This window comes from Micromonospora gifhornensis (assembly GCF_016863515.1).
Lineage (GTDB): Bacteria > Actinomycetota > Actinomycetes > Mycobacteriales > Micromonosporaceae > Micromonospora > Micromonospora gifhornensis.
Map to the genome: position 1 here is coordinate 230,136 of NZ_BOPA01000017.1, position 18,914 is coordinate 249,049.

The window sequence follows — 18,914 nt, forward strand, 5'->3', positions numbered from 1 at the left end:
TTGAGCTGGCTCAGGTGGTTACGGATCGGTCGTGAGAATTCCGTGCGAACGCACTCGGGGTTGGTGGTCCCGGCGGCGGTGCGGGTGGTCTCCAAGCGAGAGCTGTCTTGCTTGATCGATGCTGCCGAAGGTGATCAGCTGGGATGGGATGCTAATGGACTGAATTTGAACGAGGAGGCACTGTATCTGCTTCTACCGTATGGATATGAAGAGCGATCTGCCCGGATTTGGAAATGCCGTGTTCTTGCTTTTGCTGACGGCTTATCCGTAGAGGTGGGGCGAGGAAAGCATATTTCTTTGGCGCGTCTTGATGTTGCTCTCGATGTTTTTGCGCGGCTTCCGGTTGCGTCGCGCAAGGTTGAGCGGCAGTTGCTGCATTGGCTCGCCTGGAAAGTGGCGGCGGCGGGTTGGAAGAGCGGTTGCGCAGGTGAGTAATGTTGCTCCGCAACGTTGCCATTCTTGCCGTTCAATAATTCATAGTCGGTTGCTGTCGCTCATTGAGGGCCTGGCACTGGCCGTCGTGTTCATGCGGTGGCATCGGTCGCCGTTGTTGAGTGGGGCATCGCACTAGTCTCGGTGGCGGAGGAAGTGGCGGTCCTCTTCGCGAAGGGCGCCCGCGAGGGCGGTGGCCTCGTCCAGGGTGGTCAGCCTGGTGGGTTGGTGGATGATGGCTCTTCGAAGTTAAGCGGGGTTGAGGTGTCCGCGGTGGCGGCGGGTGGTGGCTGCGCGGGTGCGTAGCCGCTGGTTTTCGGGGTTACGGAATCCGTAGGCGTCGCGGGCGACGGTTTTGATGACACGGTTGGTTCCTTCGGAGCCGGCGTTGGTGATGCCGGTGTGCAGGAACGCGAGGATTTCCGGCCACCAGGTCTCGATCGTGGTGGCGAGCCGGTGGAGTTCGAGCAGGTCAGAGTCGGCGCAGCGGGTGTAGAAGCGGTGCAGCAGCCGGGCGGTGGTTTCTCGGTTCGGGTGGGTGCGGGCGAGCGCGAGTAGGTCGAGCAGGTCTTCTTTGGCGTTCCAGGCGGCCAGGATCGGTGCGCCGATCTTCGCCGGCAGGTTGCTGAGGGTGTCGGTGAGCCGGTCGACGTGCTCGGCGCGCATGCGGGCTGCTGACCTGTTCAGCCGGTTGCGTTGCTGCCATTCCGGGTCGGTGGCCCGGCCGCGGCGGCCACGGTGTGTGACTGTCATGCGGCGGCGGACCTCGGTGACGGCCCGGTTGGCCAGCTGCACGACGTGGAAGTGGTCCACGACCAGCGTCGCGTGCGGCAGCGCCTCGCGGACGGCGGCCTTGAACACGGTGCACATGTCGATCGCGACGGCCTGGACGTGTTGGCGCCAGGCGGCGGGGCGTTGGGTGAGCCAGTCGGTCACCGCCTTGCTGGTCCGGCCTTCGACCTGGGCGAGTAGACCCTGCCCGCCGACGAGATCGCAGAAGCCGACGTGCCAGCGGTCGACGGTGGTGGTCCACGACGCGGTGACCTCGTCGAAGCTCCAGCGAGGCTTGCCTCGGCGGACCTCGTCGATGCCCAGCACGCTTACCGGTTCGGGCTCGGCCGGCAGCACCGTGGCGGTGTGCGCGGTGAACGCGGCCGCGACGACCGGCCAGGACATGCCCAGATCACGAGCGGCCTGCACGATCGTCCGGTTGCCGTCGGCGACCGCCGCGCCGGCCGCCTGCCGCAACCGGACGGTGATCCGTGCCCGTGCCGGGATCTGTGGCACGTGTTCGGTGAACGACGTGCGCGGGCATCCGGGCTGATCGCAGTACCAGCGGCGTTTACGCCAGCGCAACCGGGTGGTGCGGCCGGCCACCGGCAGATCCCGGGGGCGGGTGAACACCCAGCCCTTGACCCGGGCGGCCCGGACACCGCACTGAGGGCAGGATTGTGCCTGCTCACCGCTGGTGGACAGGTGAACGACGGGGGAACCGTCCGGGTGCAGCTCGACCCGCTCCACCACCAGGCCGTCCAGGCCCAGCAGCCGGGTCGTATCGTTGACCATGCTCGCAGCTCTTTACTTGTGACCATCCGAACTCGACACTCAGATGATCACCGAAGGGCTGCGAGCCCTCATCTCCGGGCCGGATCGATCAGCGCACCCCGCTCAACTTCGAAGAGCCTGGATGATCCAGAATGGCGCGTTCATCGTGGTCCCGTCGGTAGGCGGTGTCCGATTGGCGGCCAGCGGTCTGGCGGGACAGCCAAAGCGACGAGTTGCCGGGCCAAAAGGCTAGTGGTCGGAGGCGGTGCAGGGGCCGTCGTGGTCGTTCGGGAGGCGGCAGCGGTTGGGGCCGTTGTGCGGGGCATCGCACCAGACTCGGGTACGCACGAACTGTTTGTCTTCCTCGCTGAGGGTGGTTTCGCCGAAGTCGATGACCGTCAAATGGCCGAGGGAGTTGCGCAGCGCGACGGCGAGGGCGGTGGCCTGGTCGAGGCTGGTCAGGGTGGTGGGTAGGTGGATCACCCAGCGGGGTGCGTTCATCGAGACCCGCGACTGTGGTGGCGGTGGGCGGATTGGCGGGACTGCCATTGGTGCAGTGCCTGGCGGATGCGTTCGGCTTCGGTGTTGGCGGTGGTCAACTCGCGGTGCAGGCGTTCCATCTCGTCGGCGAGCCGGTTGAGGTAGGCGTACACCTGGTCCGGGTCGAGGCCGCGCCAGCGGGTGTCGAAGGTGGCGGCGCGGGCGTGCTGGGGGAGTGGGCGCTGGCCGGACAGGTAGATCATGGGCGGGCGGCTTCCTGGTCGGCGAGCATCGTGTTGATCCGTTGATCGGTGAGGCCGCGCATGGTGAGGATGCGGCGGCCCCAGCGGTGCAGGCGGCAGGGGTGGGGTGCCCGGTCGTTGCGGCAGCGCGAGCCGTCGGGCCATTGTTGGGCGGCGTGCACGCTTATCGCCCGGAGAGCGAATGTGACATCTTCGGCGGTGATGTATGGAGGCAGCGGAATCTCGCCGAGGGTCTCGTCGATCGAATCCATGGTGCTCCTTCGGGGATTGGTCGCGGGGCCGGAGCGGACGCCGGGATGAGGTCGTGGGAGGCGTCCGCTCCGGCCGTGACCTGCCAGGGGGATTGGCTGGTCATCCACGATGGTCATTTCACTACTGGCCTGGCGCAATGTTCTGCGGAAGAATGCGAATCAAGGGATGAGGTGCCTTACGCGACAACAGCAGAGGAGATGACGTGGACGACCCGGGAAGCACCGTCCCGCGTAGGCAACTCGGCAGGTATTTGAGAGAACTTCGCGAAAACGCGCATGTGACTGTGGTCGCGGCCGCGAAGGAACTGGAATGGTCGACGCCGCGAATCTGGCGGTACGAGACCGGCCAGGTCCCCATGCACCCGAACGACGTGGAGGCCATGTGCCGGGTGTATCGCGCGACCCCGGAGACCATCCAGACCATGCGCGCCCTGGCTCGGGAAACCAAGGCGCACGGCTGGTGGCACAGCTACGGGGAGGCGATCGAGGACTGGTTCAAGCTCTACGTCGGCCTGGAGGCCGCCGCGACCAAGATCCGGAAGTACGAAGCCGATCTGGTGCCCGGCCTGTTGCAGACGGTCGAGTACATGACCGAGGTCATCGCGACGAACCATCCGGACCTGTCCCAGGCGGAGCAGCAGGTCAAGGTAGATGTTCGACTGCGCAGACAACGTCTGCTGGCTCGCGCGGTGCCCCGAGCGCCCTACTACGACGTGATTCTCAGCGAGGCGGTGCTGCGTCGGCCGCTGCGTGACCGTTCGGCGATGGCCCGGCAACTCGACGCGCTGGTGGTGGCGGGTCGACAACACAACATCAAGATCCGGGTGCTTCCCCTGGCCGCCGGGCTGTTCCGCTCGGCCGACACGGGCACCTTCACCGTGCTCGACTTTCCGACCGAGGTGCGGGAGCCGGAGCCGACCACGATCTACATGGACGGCCCGTGCGGCGCGGTCTACCTTGACAAGCCGCACGAGATTCAGACCTACGAGGATGTCTGGCGCTCGCTCGGCGAGCGAGCGCTCGATGGCGACGACTCCCGTGAGCTGATCACGGCGATCGCGAAGGAGATGACCCATGAAGCGTGACGGGGTGTGGCGCACGTCGTCCCGGTCCGGCAGCGGTGAATGCGTCGAAGTGGCGGGGTTTGCCGACGCGGTCGGCGTACGCGACAGCAAGGACCGGCAGGGCGCGGAGCTGAGCTTCGGCCCCGAGAGCTGGACCCGGTTCATCGCCGCCGCCCGCGCGAGCCGGCTCGGCGTGCGCGCCTGAACCCGACGTGACCGCAAGCTGTGGGTGCGTTTCTTGCTGCCCCGGCGACAAGAAACGCACCCACAGTCGGGCGGCTGACCTGCCGACCTGCTCGCCCCAGCCCTCTGCGCCTGGCGAGGCGACCGGATGACCGAGCTGTCGAGTGGCGTCCCGCCGTCTCGCCCGGTGAAGGGACCGTAGGGACGCCGCCTGGCGGCGAGATTCCGGGCCGTTGTATCCAGCAACTCCGCCAGATCGTCAGAGCCGACCGGTCACGGAGACGGTAGGGCTTGGTTGACATCGCTCGCCCCGGCTGCGTCGGACAGGTTGTGCGATGGCGTGCGGCGCGGGCTGCGCTGGCTAGGCTGAGCTGAGCAGAATGTTCCGCTGAGGGGGTGAGCCCGGATGGCCCAGGCCGCGTACGCGCCCGAGCCCGCGCCGGACGCTGGTGCCGACGATCGGCCCGCCGGGCCGTCGTTCGACGTGCTGCGGTGGCGTGACGAGCCGTGGACCGCTCAGCTCGCCCTCGACCTGTTGCCGGAGACCAACGGCCCCAAGGTTGAGGTCCTGAGCGGAAGCGTGATCGTGACACCCCACGCCGGTATCGACCACCAGTCGGTCGAACGTGAATTGCCGTACCTGCTGCACCGTGCCGCTCGCCGGGCCGGGCTCTGGGTCTATCCGGAGATTAACGTCGTCTCCGGCAAGGACCTTTTCATACCCGATATCGCGGTGTTGACCAGGTCGGGTGGTGGCCGCTCAGCCGTCGACATCGCCACGGCGGTGCTGCTCGGCGAGATCGTGTCTCCGGGTAACCGGCGCAAGGACGTCATCGACCGGCCGCGCGAGTACGCTGCCGCCGGAGTGCCGTTCTTCCTACGGGTGGACCTACGCAACCGGGTGCCCACCCTCGCTCTGCTCGAACTGGTCGACGGCGAGTTCCGACCGTTGGCGGCAGCCGCCGCCGGCACGACCTTCGTGATGAACCGGCCCTTCGCCTTCTCGGTCGACCCGGCAGACTTGCTCGACGACGAGGAGCCGCTGGAGAACGAGCAGCCCTGACCTGACCTGGGCCGCTCCTGGCAGCTCGCTTGTTAATAGGGGGCCCTTCCTCTACCGCAGGCGTTAATAAGGTGCCCTTCCTTCTCGCCCAGCGGGCGTGGGGGAGAATGGGCGGCGTGAGTTCCCCCCGTGATCTTGTGCTGCTGGGTTGTACCGGGTCGATCGGTACCCAGGCCATCGACATCGTGCGGCGCAACCCGGACCGGTTCCGGGTGGTGGCGCTGGGTGCCGGTGGTGGGAATGTCGGGCTGCTCGCCGCCCAGGCCCTGGAACTCGGCGTCGAGGCGGTCGGGGTGGCCAAGGCGTCCGCCGCGCAGGATCTTCAGTTGGCGTTCTACGCCGAGGCGAGTCGGCGGGGCTGGGCCTCCGGCGAGTTCAAGCTGCCCAAGATCGTGGCCGGGCCGGACGCGATGACCGAGTTGGCGCAGTGGCCGTGTGACGTCGTACTCAACGGGGTGGTGGGGTCGCTCGGGCTCGCGCCGACGCTGGCGGCGCTGCGCGCCGGGCGTACGCTCGCGCTTGCGAACAAGGAGTCGCTGGTGGCCGGCGGCTCGCTGGTCAAGGCTGCGGTGACGCGGCCGGAGCAGATCGTCCCGGTGGATTCGGAGCACTCGGCGTTGGCGCAGTGCCTGCGCGGTGGCAGCCGGGGCGAGGTACGCCGGTTGATCGTCACTGCCAGTGGTGGGCCGTTCCGGGGTAAGCGGCGCGACGAGTTGACAGCCGTCACGCCCGAGCAGGCGCTGGCGCACCCGACCTGGAACATGGGGCCGGTGGTCACGATCAACTCGGCGACCATGGTCAACAAGGCGCTGGAGGTGATCGAGGCGCACGAGCTGTTCGACGTGCCGTACGCCGACATCACCGTGATGGTGCACCCGCAGTCGGTGATCCACTCGATGGTCGAGTTCGTCGACGGCTCGACGCTCGCCCAGGCCAGCCCACCGGACATGCGGCTGCCGATCGCGTTGGGGCTCGGCTGGCCCGACCGGGTGGCCGACGCCGCCACAGCCGTGGACTGGAGCAAGAGCCACACCTGGGAGTTCGCGCCGCTTGACGACACCGCGTTCCCGGCGGTGGCGTTGGCCAAGGCGGCCGGCGAGGCGGGGCGCTGCCGACCGGCGATCTACAACGCGGCAAACGAGGAGTGCGTCGCGGCGTTCGTCGCCGGGCGACTGCCGTTCCTCGGCATCGTCGACACGTTACAGCGGGTGCTGGAGGGAGCTCCCGATTTCGGTGAACCGGGTACCGTCGAGGACGTACTCGAAGCCGAGTCGTGGGCCCGCGCGCACGCGCAGGAGATCATCGCTGCTGCGGTGGAAGGAGCTTGATGTCGTTCGCGTTCGGGGTGGCGCTGTTCGCCCTCGGCATCCTGGTTTCGGTCAGCCTGCACGAGGCCGGCCACATGCTCACCGCCAAGGCCTTCGGCATGAAGGTCACCCGCTACTTCGTCGGCTTCGGCCCGACGATCTTCTCCTTCAAGCGGGGCGAGACCGAGTACGGCCTCAAGGGAATCCCGCTCGGTGGCTTCTGCAAGATCGTCGGCATGACGCCGCAGGACGACGACGTCGAGCCCGGCGACGAGAAGCGGGCCATGTGGCGCTACCCGGTGTGGAAGCGGACCATCGTGATGTCCGCCGGGTCGATCACCCACTTCGGGTTGGCGATCTTCGCGGCCTGGTTGGCGGCGATGACCTTCGGCCTGCCCAACCCCGACTTCCCGCGTGACGAGCAGCAGATCCGCGCCGAGCCTGCGGTGATCGCCATCCAGGACTGCGTCCTGCCGGACACCACCTACCGGGAGTGCGCCGCGGGCGACGCGGCCAGCCCCGCCGGGGCGGCCGGGCTGCAAAATGGCGACCGGATCACCTCGATCAACGGCACCCCGATCAACAACTACGGCGAGCTGCTGACCACGCTGCGGGCCACCACCCCGGGCAGCACCGCCACCATCGGGTACGAGCGCGACGGCCAGGCCGGCACCACCGAGACCACGCTGGCGACCACCAAGCGTCCGCCGATCGACAACCCGGACGGCCCGGTCACCGAGGTCTCCGCGCTCGGCGTGGGCCTGGTGCTGAGCACCCCGGGTCTGGTCTCCTACGGTCCGGTGGAGGCCGTCGGCGCGACAAGCACCTTCATCGGCGACATGGCGGTGGCCACCGCGAAGGCGTTGCAGCGCCTGCCGGAGAAGATCCCCGCGCTGTGGACCGCCATCACCGGCGGCGAACGCGACATCGACACCCCGATCAGCGTGGTCGGCGCCAGCGTGCTCGGCGGCGAGGCCGTCGCCAACAACGCCTGGGAAATCTTCATCATGTTGTTCATCTCGCTGAACTTCTTCATCGGGGTGTTCAACCTGCTGCCGCTGCTGCCCCTGGACGGCGGCCACATCGCCATCGCCTGGTTCGAGCGGGCCCGCTCCTGGGTGTACGCGCGGCTGCGCCGCCCCGACCCGGGCCGCGTCGACTACTTCAAACTGATGCCCTTCACGTACGTGGTGATCCTGATCGGTGGTGTGTTCACGCTGCTCACGATCACTGCGGACGTCGTCAACCCGATCACCCTCTTCCCAAGGTGAGTGCCTGAAGTGACAGCTGTCAGCCTCGGTATCCCTGCCGTACCGCCGCCGCCGCTGGCCCCCCGCCGGGCGAGCCGCCAGATCATGGTCGGTTCGGTGCCGGTCGGTGGTGGCGCGCCGGTCTCCGTGCAGTCGATGACCACCACCCTGACCGCCGACGTCAACGCCACTCTCCAGCAGATCGCCGAGCTGACCGCCTCCGGCTGCCAGATCGTCCGGGTCGCGGTGCCCAGCCAGGATGACGTGGAGGCGCTGCCGGCGATCGCCCGCAAGTCGCAGATCCCGGTCATCGCCGACATCCACTTCCAGCCGAAGTACGTCTTCGCCGCGATCGACGCCGGCTGCGCGGCGGTGCGGGTCAACCCCGGCAACATCCGGCAGTTCGACGACAAGGTCAAGGAGATCGCGGCAGCGGCCTCCGCCGCCGGTACGCCGATCCGCATCGGCGTCAACGCCGGTTCCCTGGACAAGCGGCTGCTCGCCAAGTACGGCAAGGCCACCGCCGAAGCCCTTGTCGAGTCGGCGCTGTGGGAGTGCTCGCTGTTCGAGGAGCACGGCTTCCGGGACATCAAGATCTCGGTCAAGCACAACGACCCGGTGGTGATGATCCGGGCGTACCGGCAGCTCGCCGCGCAGTGCGACTACCCGCTGCACCTGGGCGTCACCGAGGCCGGCCCGGCCTTCCAGGGCACCATCAAGTCGGCGGTCGCCTTCGGTGCGCTGCTGGCCGAGGGGATCGGCGACACCATCCGGGTGTCGCTGTCCGCGCCGCCGGTCGAGGAGATCAAGGTCGGCAACCAGATCCTGGAGTCCCTCGGGCTGCGCGAGCGTGGCCTGGAGATCGTCTCCTGCCCGTCCTGCGGGCGGGCCCAGGTGGACGTCTACAAGCTCGCCGAGGAGGTCACCGCCGGCCTGGAAGGGCTGCCGGTGCCGCTGCGGGTGGCCGTGATGGGCTGTGTCGTCAACGGCCCCGGCGAGGCCCGCGAGGCCGACCTGGGGGTGGCCTCCGGCAACGGCAAGGGGCAGATCTTCGTCAAGGGTCAGGTCGTCAAGACCGTGCCCGAGGGGCAGATCGTGGAGACCCTCATCGAGGAGGCACTGCGACTGGCCGACGAGATGGGCGCCGAGCTGCCCGAGGAACTGCGCGGCCTGCTCCCCGGCGCCACCGTCAGCGTCCACTGACCCACCCCACACCCGCCCAAGATCGTGCTCGATGTGGGCGACGGTTACCGTCCGCCAACACGACTCGGGCGGATCTGGCAGGCTGGTAACCGTGCTGACGGCGCCGGTGCGGCAACTTGGTGAGTCAGAGCGTCGCGCGGTCGAGCGGCTGCTCGACCTCGACCCGTACGCGGGTGCGCAGGTCGCGGAGCGGATCGCCGCGCGCGGGCTGGCGTGGTGGCGGGCCGAGGGGCGGGTGCTCGGGTACGGCTCCCGCCGGCAGCTCGAATCGGTCTGCTGGCTGGGCGGCAACCTGACGCCGGTGCTGGCCACCCGACAGGCGACCGCCGCCTTCGCCGATCTGCTCGCCGGTGAGGACCGGATCTGCTCGTCGATCGTGGGGCGGGCCGACGCGGTGCTGGAGTTGTGGGACCGGCTCTCCGACACCTGGGGGCCGGCTCGGGACGTACGCCCCAATCAACCGCTGCTGGCCACCGAGGCGTTGCCCGCGGTCCCCGCCGACCCGCACGTACGCCTGGTTCGTGGCAGTGAGCTCGACCTGCTCTTTCCGGCGGCAGTGGCGATGTACACCGAGGAGGTCGGTGTCTCGCCGCTGGCCGAGGACGCCGGGCGCGGGTACCGCCGCCGGGTCACGGAGATGATCCGCTCCGGTCGGGCGTACGCCCGCATTGTCGATGGTCAGGTGGTCTTCAAGGCGGAGCTGGCGGTCGTCACCCGGCACACGGCGCAGGTCCAGGGGGTCTGGGTGGCGCCCGAGTGGCGTGGGCGTGGGATCGCGACGGCGGCGATGGCGGCCGTGGTGCGCGACGCCCTGCACCGGGTCGCCCCGACGGTCAGCCTGTACGTCAACGATTTCAATGTGCCCGCCCGGCGGGTCTACGAGCGGTGCGGGTTCCGCCCAGTGGGCACGCTGGCGACCGTGCTGTTCTGAAGCGCCTGGCCGCCCTCGGCGGTCCCCGCTGGTGACTCCTCACGACGGCCCGTGGCGACTCGCCCGGCCCGGCACAGGACGCGGCGGAAAGCAACAGGTCGGGCCGGATTGCGCAAAAAAGGCGTTGAACCGGCACGGTCCTGCCCGCAGGCTAGAACCTTCGCCATCACACCTGAGGACGGACCCGTGCGACTGCTTCGTGATCTGTGGGTCACTTCTTCCCGCAGGATGACCCTGGTGGCCGTGCTGGTCGTGATCGGCGGCATCGGCCAGGCGGCCACCGCCGCGCTGGCCGGGCCGGTGCTGGTGAACCGTTCCGTCGTCTTCTTCGTGCTGCTGACGATCGCCCTGACCGCCGCCGTCTTCAGCGACCTGGTGGTCAGCCTGGTGATGGCCGGGGTGACCGCCGACTGGTCCGCCGACCTGCGCCGCCGACTCTGTCGGGTGGCAATGGGGCAACCCGTGCCCGCCCTGGAGACGACGCCGGTCGGTGAGATGCTCGACCGCATCGACGGTGACGTCTACGACGTGGCCTCCGGGGTACGCGGACCGGGCATCCGGCTGGCCCAGTCGTTGGCGGTGGGTGTGGCGGCCACCCTGGTCGCGATCACCGTCTGGTGGCCGGCCGGAATCGGCATGCTGCTGGTGACCGTCCTGCTCGCGGTCACCCTGCGCCGGCCCGCCGGTCGGATCGCCCCGGCCCGGATGAAGGAGGAGGCGGCCTGGTCCGACCTGGCGGCGGTGATGGAGGAGTCCATCCACGGCCAGGACGACGTACGCACCAGCCTGGCCCGGCCGTACGTGCTGCGCCTCTACGCCCGCCGGGCGTCGGAGGTGCTCCGCCGTGGACTGGTGGTCTGGCGGATGGGTGCGCAGGTGAACTCCATCGCGGCGGGGGTGACCCGGGCCGGCATCGTCCTGGTGGTGCTGGGCGGGGTGTGGGCGTTCGGCACCGGCCGGGTGGACGCCGCCCAGTTGACCGCGATCTGGCTGCTCGCGCTCTCCCTGGGCATGACTGTCGAACACATCAGCCGGATGGTGCCCGACGTGCAGCACGCCCTCGGTGCCTGGGGTCGGGTGCAACTGCTGCAGAACGCCGAGCAGGAACCGACCGGCGGCGACTCCCCGGTCGACGGCGATCTGGTCATCCGTGACCTGACCTTCCGCTACCCGGTCGAAGCGGAGGCCGAGCGGGGTCCGGCGCTGCGCGAGGTCAACCTGACCTTCATCCGCGGTCGCTCGTACGCGCTTGTCGGGCGGACCGGCTCGGGCAAGTCGACGCTGGCCAAGGTGCTCACCCGGGCCGTGGACGTGCCGGCGGGCACGGTGCTGCTCGGCGGGCGGGACGTGCTCGACCTGGACGTGGAACAGCTACGTCGGTGGATCGCGCTGGTGCCGCAGCGTACCGAGATCCTGGCCGGCACCCTCGCCGAGAACGTGGCGCTGTTCGACCCGGAACTGCTCGACGCCGCCGAACGGGCCCTGCACGAGCTGGACCTGGCCGGCTGGATCGCCGAACTGCCCGCCGGCCTGGACACCCGGCTCGGCGAGGGCGGGCACGTGCTGTCGGCCGGGCAGGAGCAGTTGGTCGCCTTCGCCCGCATCCTGGTCCGCGATCCGCACGTGGTGATCCTGGACGAGGCCACCGCCCGGCTCGACCCGGTCACCGAGGCACGGGTCCAGCGGGCCACCTCGCGGCTGCTCCGGGACCGGATCGGCATCGTCATCGCGCACCGGCTCTCCTCCGTACGCGAGTGCGACGAGGTGGTGGTGCTGGCCGACGGCGCGGTGGTGGAGGCCGGCCCGCTGGCCAGTTCCCGTCGCTTCGCCGAGCTGCTCGCGGCCAGCCACACCGACGCGTACGACCCAGCACTGCTCGTCGAATCCGATGCCGTGCAGGGTGAACCGGCGCTTGTCGGCGCCGCCTCGACGGAGTTGGCCGGGGGCGCGTTCCCCGACGCCGCCGCGCTGTCGGGTGGCCCGCTCGGTGGTTCGTCGACGCTTGGCGTCGAGCGGTCCGCCGACGATCCCGCGCCGGTCGTCGGACCCGAACCGGTCGAGCCGGTCGAGGGACGCCAGAGCGGCGGGCGTACCGACGGCGGCGGGCGTGCTGACGGCGGCGGTGACGTGCCGGCGGGTGGGCCGGGCGTGGAGCGTCGGCCGGCGTCCCGGTTCCAGACGATGCGGGAGATCGTCCGGCTCTGCCTCAACGATCCCCGCTACGGCCTGTCGGCCATCGGCATCTTCTCCGTACTTACCGTGTTCGGTCTGGACGGGCCGTTGCTGGCCTGGCTCTGGGTCGACGTGGTGGACGGCACCGGCAATCCGTGGCTGCCCGCGTTGGGCATCGCGGCCGGCCTGATCCTCGCCATCCCCGCCAACTACTGGACCCACCTGTGGTTCCCGGCCTGGTTCGTCCGGCAGATGCTGCGGATCAGTGCCCGCCTGGTGCACGGGCAGACCGGTCCACGCCGGATCAGCCGGCACAGCCCGGCCGAGGTGGTGGCCCAGGGTGGTGACACCGAACGCGTCGTCCAACTTGCCGACAACGTGCTGGACCAGACGGTCGCGGTGATCCTGCTGGTGGTGATGACAGTGGTCACCGACAGCGTGGTGCCGGGGCTGTTCTTCATCGGCACGATGGTGCTGTCCGGGCTGGCCGCGACGGCGTTCGGGCCGCGACTGGAACGCGCGGCCCGCGACACGGTGGCCGCCCGGGCCGCCTTCGCCACCGCGCTGGTGTCCAGCCTGTCGGCGGCCCGGACGGTGAAGCTCGCCGGGGCCACCCGGCCGGTGCTGACCCACCTGGCCCGCCTCGACACGGTCCGCAGCGACCGGCAGCGCCGGGAGATCGCCGTGCAGGTGTGGGCCCGGTCCACCCCGGCACTGGCCAGCGGCCTGCTGCCGATCGGCGTCTGGGCGCTGTATCTGTCCGGCGGGCTGGCCGCCGGGGCGGCGCTGGTCGCGGTCGCCACGCTGGGTGCGGCCCGCTGGTTCGCGTGGACCACCGCGTCACTGGTCTCGCAGGTGCCGTCGGCTCGGGTGTGGACGCGTCGGACTGTGGAGATGGCCGGCGTCGAGGCGTACTCGGCGCGGATCCCGGGTGTCGATCTCATAGCGGGGACGGCGCCCGCCCCACCGCAGCCGCCGCGTACCCCGCTGCGTCGGCTGGAGCTGACCAATTTCGGCGTACGGCACACCGACGGCACCGTGGCGGTACGCGATGTCAACCTGACCGTGGAGCGTGGCCAGCTCGTCCTGATCGTCGGCCCGGTCGGTGCGGGCAAGTCCTCCCTGCTGCGGGCCCTGGCCGGGATCGCTCCACACATCGGGCAGGTGACCTGGAACGACGATCCGGTCACCGAGCCGGAGTTGTTCCTGCGCCCCAACCAGGTCGGCTATGTCGGCCAGGTGCCCCGGGTGCTCTCCGGCACGGTCGCCGACAACATCACCCTCGGGCATCCGGTCGACGCCCGACACGCCGTGGCCACCGCCCAGCTGGAACACGACCTGGCGGCCACCGGCAGCGGGCTCGGGCTGCTCATCGGGCACAAGGGCACCCGGCTCTCCGGCGGCCAACTCCAGCGCCTGGCGCTGGCCCGGGCGTTGGCACCGCGTACCGAACTGCTGGTCGCCGACGACGTCTCCTCTGCGTTGGACGTCACCACCGAACTGGCGCTGTGGCAGGCGCTGCGCGAGCACGGCGTGACAGTCGTCGGGTCCACGTCGAAGCGGGCCGCGCTGGTGCGGGCCGACCATGTCGTGGTGCTCACCGACGGCATGGTGATGGCCCAGGGGCCGTGGTGCGAGCTGGAGGGGAAGTGGGGGCACCTCGCGGGTTGAGCCCGGCAGGTGCCACCCAGCGGGCTGAGCCCGGCAGTGTCACCTGCCGGGCTCACCCGCCGGCCTTCAGGCCGCTCGCAGGTACGGCTCGGGCCAGGTGGCCTCCGCGCCGAGCTTGGCGGCGGCCTGGCGCGGCCAGTACGGATTGCGCAGCAGCTCCCGACCGAGCAGCACCAGGTCGGCTTCGCCGTCGGCGATGATCGCCTCGGCCTGTTCCGGCTCGACGATCAGGCCGACCGCCCCGGTGGGCACCTGCGCCTCCCGGCGCACCTGGGCTGCCAGCGGCACCTGGTAACCACGGCCGACCGGGACGGTGGCGTTCGGCGACGCCCCGCCCGAGGAACAGTCGATCAGGTCGACCCCGGCCCGGGCCAGCTCGGCGGCGAGCGCCACGCTGTCGTCGACCGTCCAGCCGCCCTCGACCCAGTCGGTGGCCGAGATCCGGGCCAGCACCGGCACCTGCTCACCGACGGCGGCGCGGACCGCGCGGGCGACCTCCAGGGTCAGCCGCATCCGCCCGGCCCGGTCGCCGCCCCAGGCGTCGGTGCGGTGGTTGGTCAGCGGGGACAGGAACTCGTGCAGCAGGTAGCCGTGTGCCGCGTGCACCTCCACACCGGCGAATCCGGCGGCCAGTGCCCGGCCGGCCGCCACTGCGAACGCCTCCACCACGGCGGCGATGCCCGCCTCGTCCAGCGCGGTCGGCGTCCGGTACTCCGGGAGGAACGGCTGCTCGGTGGGCCCGACCGGAGTCCACCCGCCCTCGGTGTCGGGCACCCCGCCCCGGTGCGGATCCCAGGGCCGGTAGGTCGACGCCTTGAACCCGGCGTGCGCGAGCTGTACGACGGGCACCGCGCCCTGGGCGGCCACGAACCGGGTCACCGGACGCCAGGCGTCGACGTGCCGGTCGGACCAGATCCCGGTGTCCTGCGGGCTGATCCGTCCCTCTGGCAGCACCGCGGTCGCCTCGGTCATCACCAGGCCGGCGCCACCGGCCGCCCGCGTACCGAGGTGCACCAGGTGCCAGTCGTGGGGGAGGCCGTCGGGGCCGGCACTGTACTGACACATGGGGGCCAGCGCGATCCGGTTGGGCAGGGTGACCGCGCGCAGCGTCAGCGGTGTGAACAACGTACTCATGAGTTCATCTTCTCGCGGTCGCCAGGATCCGCGGTCGCCAGGATCGCGGCGGTGACCACACCCCAGCCGACGATCACCAGCAGCAGCAGTCGTTCCAGCACGCCGGCCAGCGTTCCCCGGCCGACGAGCAGCATGGCGAGGCCGAGCGCGCCCGCCAGCGGCAGGGCCGACGCCACGCAGATCGTGGCGGTGCGGCGCAGCGGCTCCGCCGCTGCCCGGGAGAACAGGATCGCGATCATGGCGAGGACCGTGGCACCGGCGGCGACGATGCTCGCCGCGCCGTGCACCAGATCCGCCACGGTGGGCGTCTCGAACGGCGGTAACGGGCAGCCGTCGCTACAGGTCACCGCGCCGGACAGGGCGGTGGCCACCGCCCCGACGACGAGCAGCACCACCGCGATCCGCAAGGCTCTGTCGGGCCGTCGCGCCGGTCGGGGCACGGCGTCGTCACGCGACCGGTCGCGTAGTGCGGCGGCGAGCAGCAGGAGCGCGGCACCCAGGGTGAGCACCCCGAGCCGGTACGTCCAGGCGTAGATGCTGTCGGCCACACCGGCCTCGCTGACGTACCCGGTCAGGCCCGGACCGGGACCGGCGACCACGGCGAACGTCGCCGCGACCGCGCCGACGAGCACGCAGACCGCCGCACCCGTGGCACGGCGTTCGACCACACCCGCGGCCCGGCGCTCGGCCACGGCCGTGGCTCGGCGCTCAGCCACGTCCGTGCGGCGTCGTCCAGCCGTGCAGGTCCGGGCCGAGCGGCACGATGCCGGTCGGGTTGATCTCGTCATGGGTGGCGTAGTAGTGCCGCTTGATGTGGTCGAAGTCGACAGTCTCCCCGAAGCCGGGGGTGGTGAACAGATCCCGGGCGTACGCCCACAGCACCGGCATCTCGGTGAGCTTCTGCCTGTTGCACTTGAAGTGCCCGTGGTAGGCCACGTCGAAGCGGACCAGCGTGACGAACAGTCGCACGTCCGCCTCGGTGATCGTGTCGCCCATCAGGTACCGCTGCTCGGCCAGCCGCAGCGACAACGCGTCCAACCGGGCGAACAGCGCCGTGTACGCCTCGTCGTACGCCTGCTGCGAGGTTGCGAAGCCGCACCGGTAGACGCCGTTGTTGACGTCGCGGTGGATGTCGGCCATCAGCTGGTCCATCTCCGGGCGCAGCTCCACCGGGTACAGGTCCGGTGCGTCAGGTGCGTGCAGCCGCCGCCACTCGGTGGACAGATCCAGGGTGAGCTGCGGATAGTCGTTGGTGACCACCCGCCCGGTGACGGTGTCGACAAGCGCCGGCACGGTGACCCGGCCGGTGTAGTCGGGGTCGGTGGCCAGGTACGCCTCGGAGAGGAAGCCGACGCCCAGCACCGGGTCGAAGCCGTCCGGGTCGAGGGTGAACCGCCATCCCCGCTCGTCGCGGATCGGGTCGACGGTGCCCAGTGAAATGGCCTCGTCCAGCCCCAGCAGGTTGCGGACGATCAGTGCCCGGTGCGACCACGGGCAGGCCCGGCACCAGATCAGCCGGTACCGGCCGGGCTCCAGCGGCCAGCGGTTCTGCTCGTCCGGCCCGGCACCGGGCGGCGAACTGGAGTGCGGGGTGACCCGACCGGTGAACCGGTTGGATTGACGGACGAATGCGCCGGCCTCACTGGTCTCCGCGCTGAACTGGGCTCTTGCCATGCCCACAAACCTATCCGGACTCGGCGGCGATATCCTGGCGGCAGGACGTCCTGCTTGATCCACTGGACGCTCCGCACCCCTGCCTTCCCACCCCCGAAGGACTCGCGATGACCGTGGCATACCTGGTGGCCGGTGTCCGCACCCCGATCGGCCGGTACGCGGGCGCCCTCGCCGGCGTACGCCCCGACGACCTGGCCGCGCACGTGATCCGCGAACTGGTCGCCCGGCACCCGTCGGTGGACTGGTCCCGCACCGACGACGTGGTGTTCGGCTGCGCCAACCAGGCCGGTGAGGACAACCGCAACGTGGCCCGGATGGCGGCGCTGCTCGGCGGCCTGCCGGAGCAGGTCTCCGGCAGCACGGTCAACCGGCTCTGCGGCTCCGGCCTCGACGCGCTGGCCACCGCCGCGCGGGCGATCGTCGCCGGGGAGGCCGATCTGATGGTCGCCGGCGGGGTGGAGAGCATGAGCCGGGCCCCGTTCGTCATGCCGAAGGCCACCAGCGCCTTCTCCCGCGCCGCCGAGATGTACGACACCACGATCGGCTGGCGGCTGGTCAACCCGCTGATGGAGCAGGGCTGGGGGGTCGACTCGATGCCGGAGACGGCGGAGAACGTCGCCGTCGAGTTCGGTGTCGACCGGCTCGCCCAGGACGAGTTCGCGTACCGCTCGCAGATGCGGGCCGCCAAGGCGCAGGCCGACGGCCGGCTGGCCGAGGAGATCGTGCCGGTGACCGTGCCTGCCGGTCGGCGCGAGACGCGGCTGGTCGAGGTCGACGAGCACCCCCGGCAGACCTCGATGGAGAAGCTGGGCGCGCTGCCCACCCCGTTCCGTACCGGCGGCACGGTGACCGCCGGCAACTCCTCAGGGGTCAACGACGGTGCGGTGGCGCTGCTGGTCGCCTCGCAGCGGGCCGTCGAGGAGTACGGTCTCACCCCGCTGGCCCGCGTCGTCGGGACGGCGACGGCCGGGGTGCCGCCGCGGATCATGGGCATCGGCCCGGTGCCGGCGACCCGGCGACTGCTTCAGCGGCAGGGCCTCTCCGTGACCGACCTCGACGTGATCGAGTTGAACGAGGCGTTCGCCGCCCAGTCCGTCGCGGTGCTGCGGGAGTTGGGCCTGCCCGAGGACGCCGAACACGTCAACCCGAACGGTGGGGCCATCGCGCTGGGCCACCCGCTCGGTGCCAGCGGCGCCCGGCTCGCGCTCACCGCCGCGCTGGAGCTGCGTCGCCGGGGCGGCCGCCGAGCCGTCGCCACCATGTGTGTCGGCGTCGGCCAGGGCATCTCCATGCTGCTCGAAGCCGCCTGACGGCCGGGCCGAGGCTGCTTGATCGCCGGGCCGCGCCGCCTGACAGGGCGCGCCGGCACGGTCGCCGGACAAAGGCGGTTGTGGATCTCCCAGGGTGTGGCGCGCGGGCCTAGAGTAGGCAGCGTTACTTGATCCGTCGCGACGACTTGGGGTAACCAGTGCAGCAGCCGGACGGAGCACCCATCGAGATCGACCTTTCCCGGCCCAGCGCGGCCCGGGTGTACGACTATTTCCTGGGCGGTGCCCACAACTTCGAGGTCGACCGGCAGTTGGCCGACCAGATCGCGGCGATGACGCCGAACCTGCCGGCGACCATGCGGGCGGGTCGGGAGTTCCTGCGCCGGGCCGTACGCGTGCTGCTCGACGCCGGCATCGACCAGTTCCTCGACATCGGCTCGGGCATCCCCACCGTCGGCAACGTGCACGAGGTCGCCCAGGCCGCCAACCCGCAGGCCCGGGTGGTCTACGTCGACATCGACCCGGTGGCGGTGGCGCACAGTCGGCAACTGCTGGCCGGCAACGAGTCGACCGGCGTCATCCACGCCGACCTGCGCGACCCGCAGCGGATTCTCGCCGAGACCCGGGCGTTGCACCTGCTCGACTTCGACCGGCCACTGGGCATCCTGCTGGCCGGCGTGGTCCACTTCGTACCCGACGCCGACCGGCCCGGCGACATCCTGGCCACCCTGCGGGCCGCCGCCGCACCCGGCAGTCACCTGGTGATCTCGCACTCCACCTTCGAGGACCAGCCGCAGGAGATGCTTGACGCGCAGCGGCTCTCGGCGCGTACCAGCACCGAGATCACGCTCCGGTCGCGGGCCGAGATCACCTCGTTCTTCGGCGACTGGACGATCCTCGAACCGGGCGTGGTGCACATGGAGCTGTGGCGTCCGGACTCGCCGTCCGACGTGGCCGCCGACGCGCAACGCTTCGGTGCCTTCGGCGCGGTGGCTCGCAACGACGACGTAGCGGGGTGACCTG

The 18,914-nt window shown here is 70.4% G+C and carries 18 protein-coding genes; 11 read left to right on the plus strand and 7 right to left on the minus strand.

Translation table 11 applies throughout. The features are described from left to right. The first annotated feature begins 111 nt into the window (after window positions 1-111). Entirely contained in the window at window positions 112-435 is a 324-nt protein-coding gene (locus tag Vgi01_RS12435; RefSeq protein ID WP_146017575.1) for a hypothetical protein, read from the plus strand. A 246-nt stretch (window positions 436-681) separates the two neighbouring features. On the opposite strand, the gene Vgi01_RS12440 is transcribed toward Vgi01_RS12435, so the two are convergent. The 4 genes from Vgi01_RS12440 to Vgi01_RS12455 all read right to left on the minus strand — a co-directional run bounded on the left by Vgi01_RS12440 (window position 682) and on the right by Vgi01_RS12455 (window position 2,971). Further along, entirely contained in the window at window positions 682-1,998 is a 1,317-nt protein-coding gene (locus Vgi01_RS12440) for an ISL3 family transposase (RefSeq protein ID WP_102661098.1), read from the minus strand. 228 nt (window positions 1,999-2,226) lie between these two features. After that, window positions 2,227-2,478: a hypothetical protein gene (locus tag Vgi01_RS12445; protein WP_102659007.1), complete on the minus strand. Its 252-nt coding sequence runs from the start codon at window positions 2,476-2,478 to the stop codon at window positions 2,227-2,229. Next, window positions 2,475-2,720, minus strand: a complete 246-nt coding sequence (locus Vgi01_RS12450) for a DivIVA domain-containing protein (RefSeq protein WP_204291087.1) — start codon at window positions 2,718-2,720, stop codon at window positions 2,475-2,477. The genes Vgi01_RS12445 and Vgi01_RS12450 overlap by 4 nt, the downstream gene beginning before the upstream one ends. Continuing rightward, window positions 2,717-2,971, minus strand: coding sequence for a hypothetical protein (locus tag Vgi01_RS12455; protein ID WP_204291088.1), 255 nt, complete (start codon window positions 2,969-2,971; stop codon window positions 2,717-2,719). The genes Vgi01_RS12450 and Vgi01_RS12455 overlap by 4 nt, the downstream gene beginning before the upstream one ends. Before the next feature lie 203 nt (window positions 2,972-3,174). Between Vgi01_RS12455 and Vgi01_RS12460 the strand changes: the two genes are divergently transcribed. The 8 genes from Vgi01_RS12460 (at window position 3,175) to Vgi01_RS12495 (ending at window position 13,815) form a co-directional block, all read left to right on the plus strand. Continuing rightward, window positions 3,175-4,056, plus strand: a complete 882-nt coding sequence (locus tag Vgi01_RS12460; RefSeq protein ID WP_204291089.1) for a helix-turn-helix domain-containing protein — start codon at window positions 3,175-3,177, stop codon at window positions 4,054-4,056. Window positions 4,057-4,060: 4 nt separating this feature from the next. After that, complete coding sequence (locus Vgi01_RS12465; RefSeq protein WP_102659037.1) at window positions 4,061-4,240, plus strand: DUF397 domain-containing protein; 180 nt, start codon at window positions 4,061-4,063, stop codon at window positions 4,238-4,240. 384 nt (window positions 4,241-4,624) lie between these two features. Further along, on the plus strand, window positions 4,625-5,281 hold the full coding sequence (locus tag Vgi01_RS12470) for a Uma2 family endonuclease (protein ID WP_204291090.1): 657 nt from the start codon (window positions 4,625-4,627) through the stop codon (window positions 5,279-5,281). A 116-nt stretch (window positions 5,282-5,397) separates the two neighbouring features. Further along, the gene (gene dxr / locus Vgi01_RS12475) at window positions 5,398-6,609 is read left to right on the plus strand and encodes a 1-deoxy-D-xylulose-5-phosphate reductoisomerase (RefSeq protein ID WP_204291091.1); all 1,212 of its coding nucleotides are present in this window, start codon (window positions 5,398-5,400) and stop codon (window positions 6,607-6,609) included. Next, a complete protein-coding gene (locus tag Vgi01_RS12480; RefSeq protein WP_102659012.1) occupies window positions 6,609-7,859 on the plus strand; it encodes a M50 family metallopeptidase in 1,251 nt (416 codons plus the stop codon). Before dxr ends, Vgi01_RS12480 begins: the two co-directional genes overlap by 1 nt. 9 nt (window positions 7,860-7,868) lie before the next feature. Then, window positions 7,869-9,041, plus strand: coding sequence for a flavodoxin-dependent (E)-4-hydroxy-3-methylbut-2-enyl-diphosphate synthase (gene ispG / locus Vgi01_RS12485; protein ID WP_204291092.1), 1,173 nt, complete (start codon window positions 7,869-7,871; stop codon window positions 9,039-9,041). 91 nt (window positions 9,042-9,132) lie between these two features. After that, on the plus strand, window positions 9,133-9,972 hold the full coding sequence (locus Vgi01_RS12490) for a GNAT family N-acetyltransferase (RefSeq protein ID WP_204291093.1): 840 nt from the start codon (window positions 9,133-9,135) through the stop codon (window positions 9,970-9,972). Between the two features lie 186 nt (window positions 9,973-10,158). Then, window positions 10,159-13,815: an ABC transporter ATP-binding protein/permease gene (locus Vgi01_RS12495; RefSeq protein WP_204291094.1), complete on the plus strand. Its 3,657-nt coding sequence runs from the start codon at window positions 10,159-10,161 to the stop codon at window positions 13,813-13,815. A gap of 66 nt (window positions 13,816-13,881) precedes the next feature. On the opposite strand, the gene Vgi01_RS12500 is transcribed toward Vgi01_RS12495, so the two are convergent. Genes Vgi01_RS12500 through Vgi01_RS12510 form a run of 3 tightly spaced genes read right to left on the minus strand, consistent with a single transcriptional unit; the run spans window position 13,882 to window position 16,623 of the window. Next, the gene (locus Vgi01_RS12500) at window positions 13,882-14,949 is read right to left on the minus strand and encodes an NADH:flavin oxidoreductase/NADH oxidase (RefSeq protein ID WP_204291095.1); all 1,068 of its coding nucleotides are present in this window, start codon (window positions 14,947-14,949) and stop codon (window positions 13,882-13,884) included. Continuing rightward, the gene (locus Vgi01_RS12505) at window positions 14,946-15,665 is read right to left on the minus strand and encodes a DUF998 domain-containing protein (RefSeq protein ID WP_204291096.1); all 720 of its coding nucleotides are present in this window, start codon (window positions 15,663-15,665) and stop codon (window positions 14,946-14,948) included. Before Vgi01_RS12505 ends, Vgi01_RS12500 begins: the two co-directional genes overlap by 4 nt. After that, window positions 15,658-16,623 (minus strand): glutathione S-transferase family protein, encoded by a 966-nt coding sequence (locus Vgi01_RS12510; protein ID WP_102659018.1) that lies wholly within the window; start codon window positions 16,621-16,623, stop codon window positions 15,658-15,660. The genes Vgi01_RS12505 and Vgi01_RS12510 overlap by 8 nt, the downstream gene beginning before the upstream one ends. 107 nt (window positions 16,624-16,730) lie before the next feature. Here Vgi01_RS12510 and pcaF point away from each other — a divergent pair, with 107 nt between their 5' ends. After that, the gene (gene pcaF, locus Vgi01_RS12515) at window positions 16,731-17,933 is read left to right on the plus strand and encodes a 3-oxoadipyl-CoA thiolase (RefSeq protein ID WP_013732140.1); all 1,203 of its coding nucleotides are present in this window, start codon (window positions 16,731-16,733) and stop codon (window positions 17,931-17,933) included. A 158-nt stretch (window positions 17,934-18,091) separates the two neighbouring features. Beyond that, window positions 18,092-18,910, plus strand: coding sequence for an SAM-dependent methyltransferase (locus Vgi01_RS12520; RefSeq protein WP_013732141.1), 819 nt, complete (start codon window positions 18,092-18,094; stop codon window positions 18,908-18,910). Window positions 18,911-18,914 lie beyond the last annotated feature (4 nt).

Excerpts from the sequence above, each read along its gene's own strand:
- Vgi01_RS12440 (WP_102661098.1), bottom strand. The coding sequence starts at position 1,998 with ATGGTCAACGATACGACCCGGCTGCTGGGCCTGGACGGCCTGGTGGTG.
- Vgi01_RS12445 (WP_102659007.1), bottom strand. The coding sequence starts at position 2,478 with ATGAACGCACCCCGCTGGGTGATCCACCTACCCACCACCCTGACCAGC.
- Vgi01_RS12450 (WP_204291087.1), bottom strand. The coding sequence starts at position 2,720 with ATGATCTACCTGTCCGGCCAGCGCCCACTCCCCCAGCACGCCCGCGCC.
- Vgi01_RS12455 (WP_204291088.1), bottom strand. The coding sequence starts at position 2,971 with ATGGATTCGATCGACGAGACCCTCGGCGAGATTCCGCTGCCTCCATAC.
- Vgi01_RS12470 (WP_204291090.1), top strand. The coding sequence starts at position 4,625 with ATGGCCCAGGCCGCGTACGCGCCCGAGCCCGCGCCGGACGCTGGTGCC.
- Vgi01_RS12480 (WP_102659012.1), top strand. The coding sequence starts at position 6,609 with ATGTCGTTCGCGTTCGGGGTGGCGCTGTTCGCCCTCGGCATCCTGGTT.
- Vgi01_RS12500 (WP_204291095.1), bottom strand. The coding sequence starts at position 14,949 with ATGAGTACGTTGTTCACACCGCTGACGCTGCGCGCGGTCACCCTGCCC.
- Vgi01_RS12510 (WP_102659018.1), bottom strand. The coding sequence starts at position 16,623 with ATGGCAAGAGCCCAGTTCAGCGCGGAGACCAGTGAGGCCGGCGCATTC.
- pcaF (WP_013732140.1), top strand. The coding sequence starts at position 16,731 with ATGACCGTGGCATACCTGGTGGCCGGTGTCCGCACCCCGATCGGCCGG.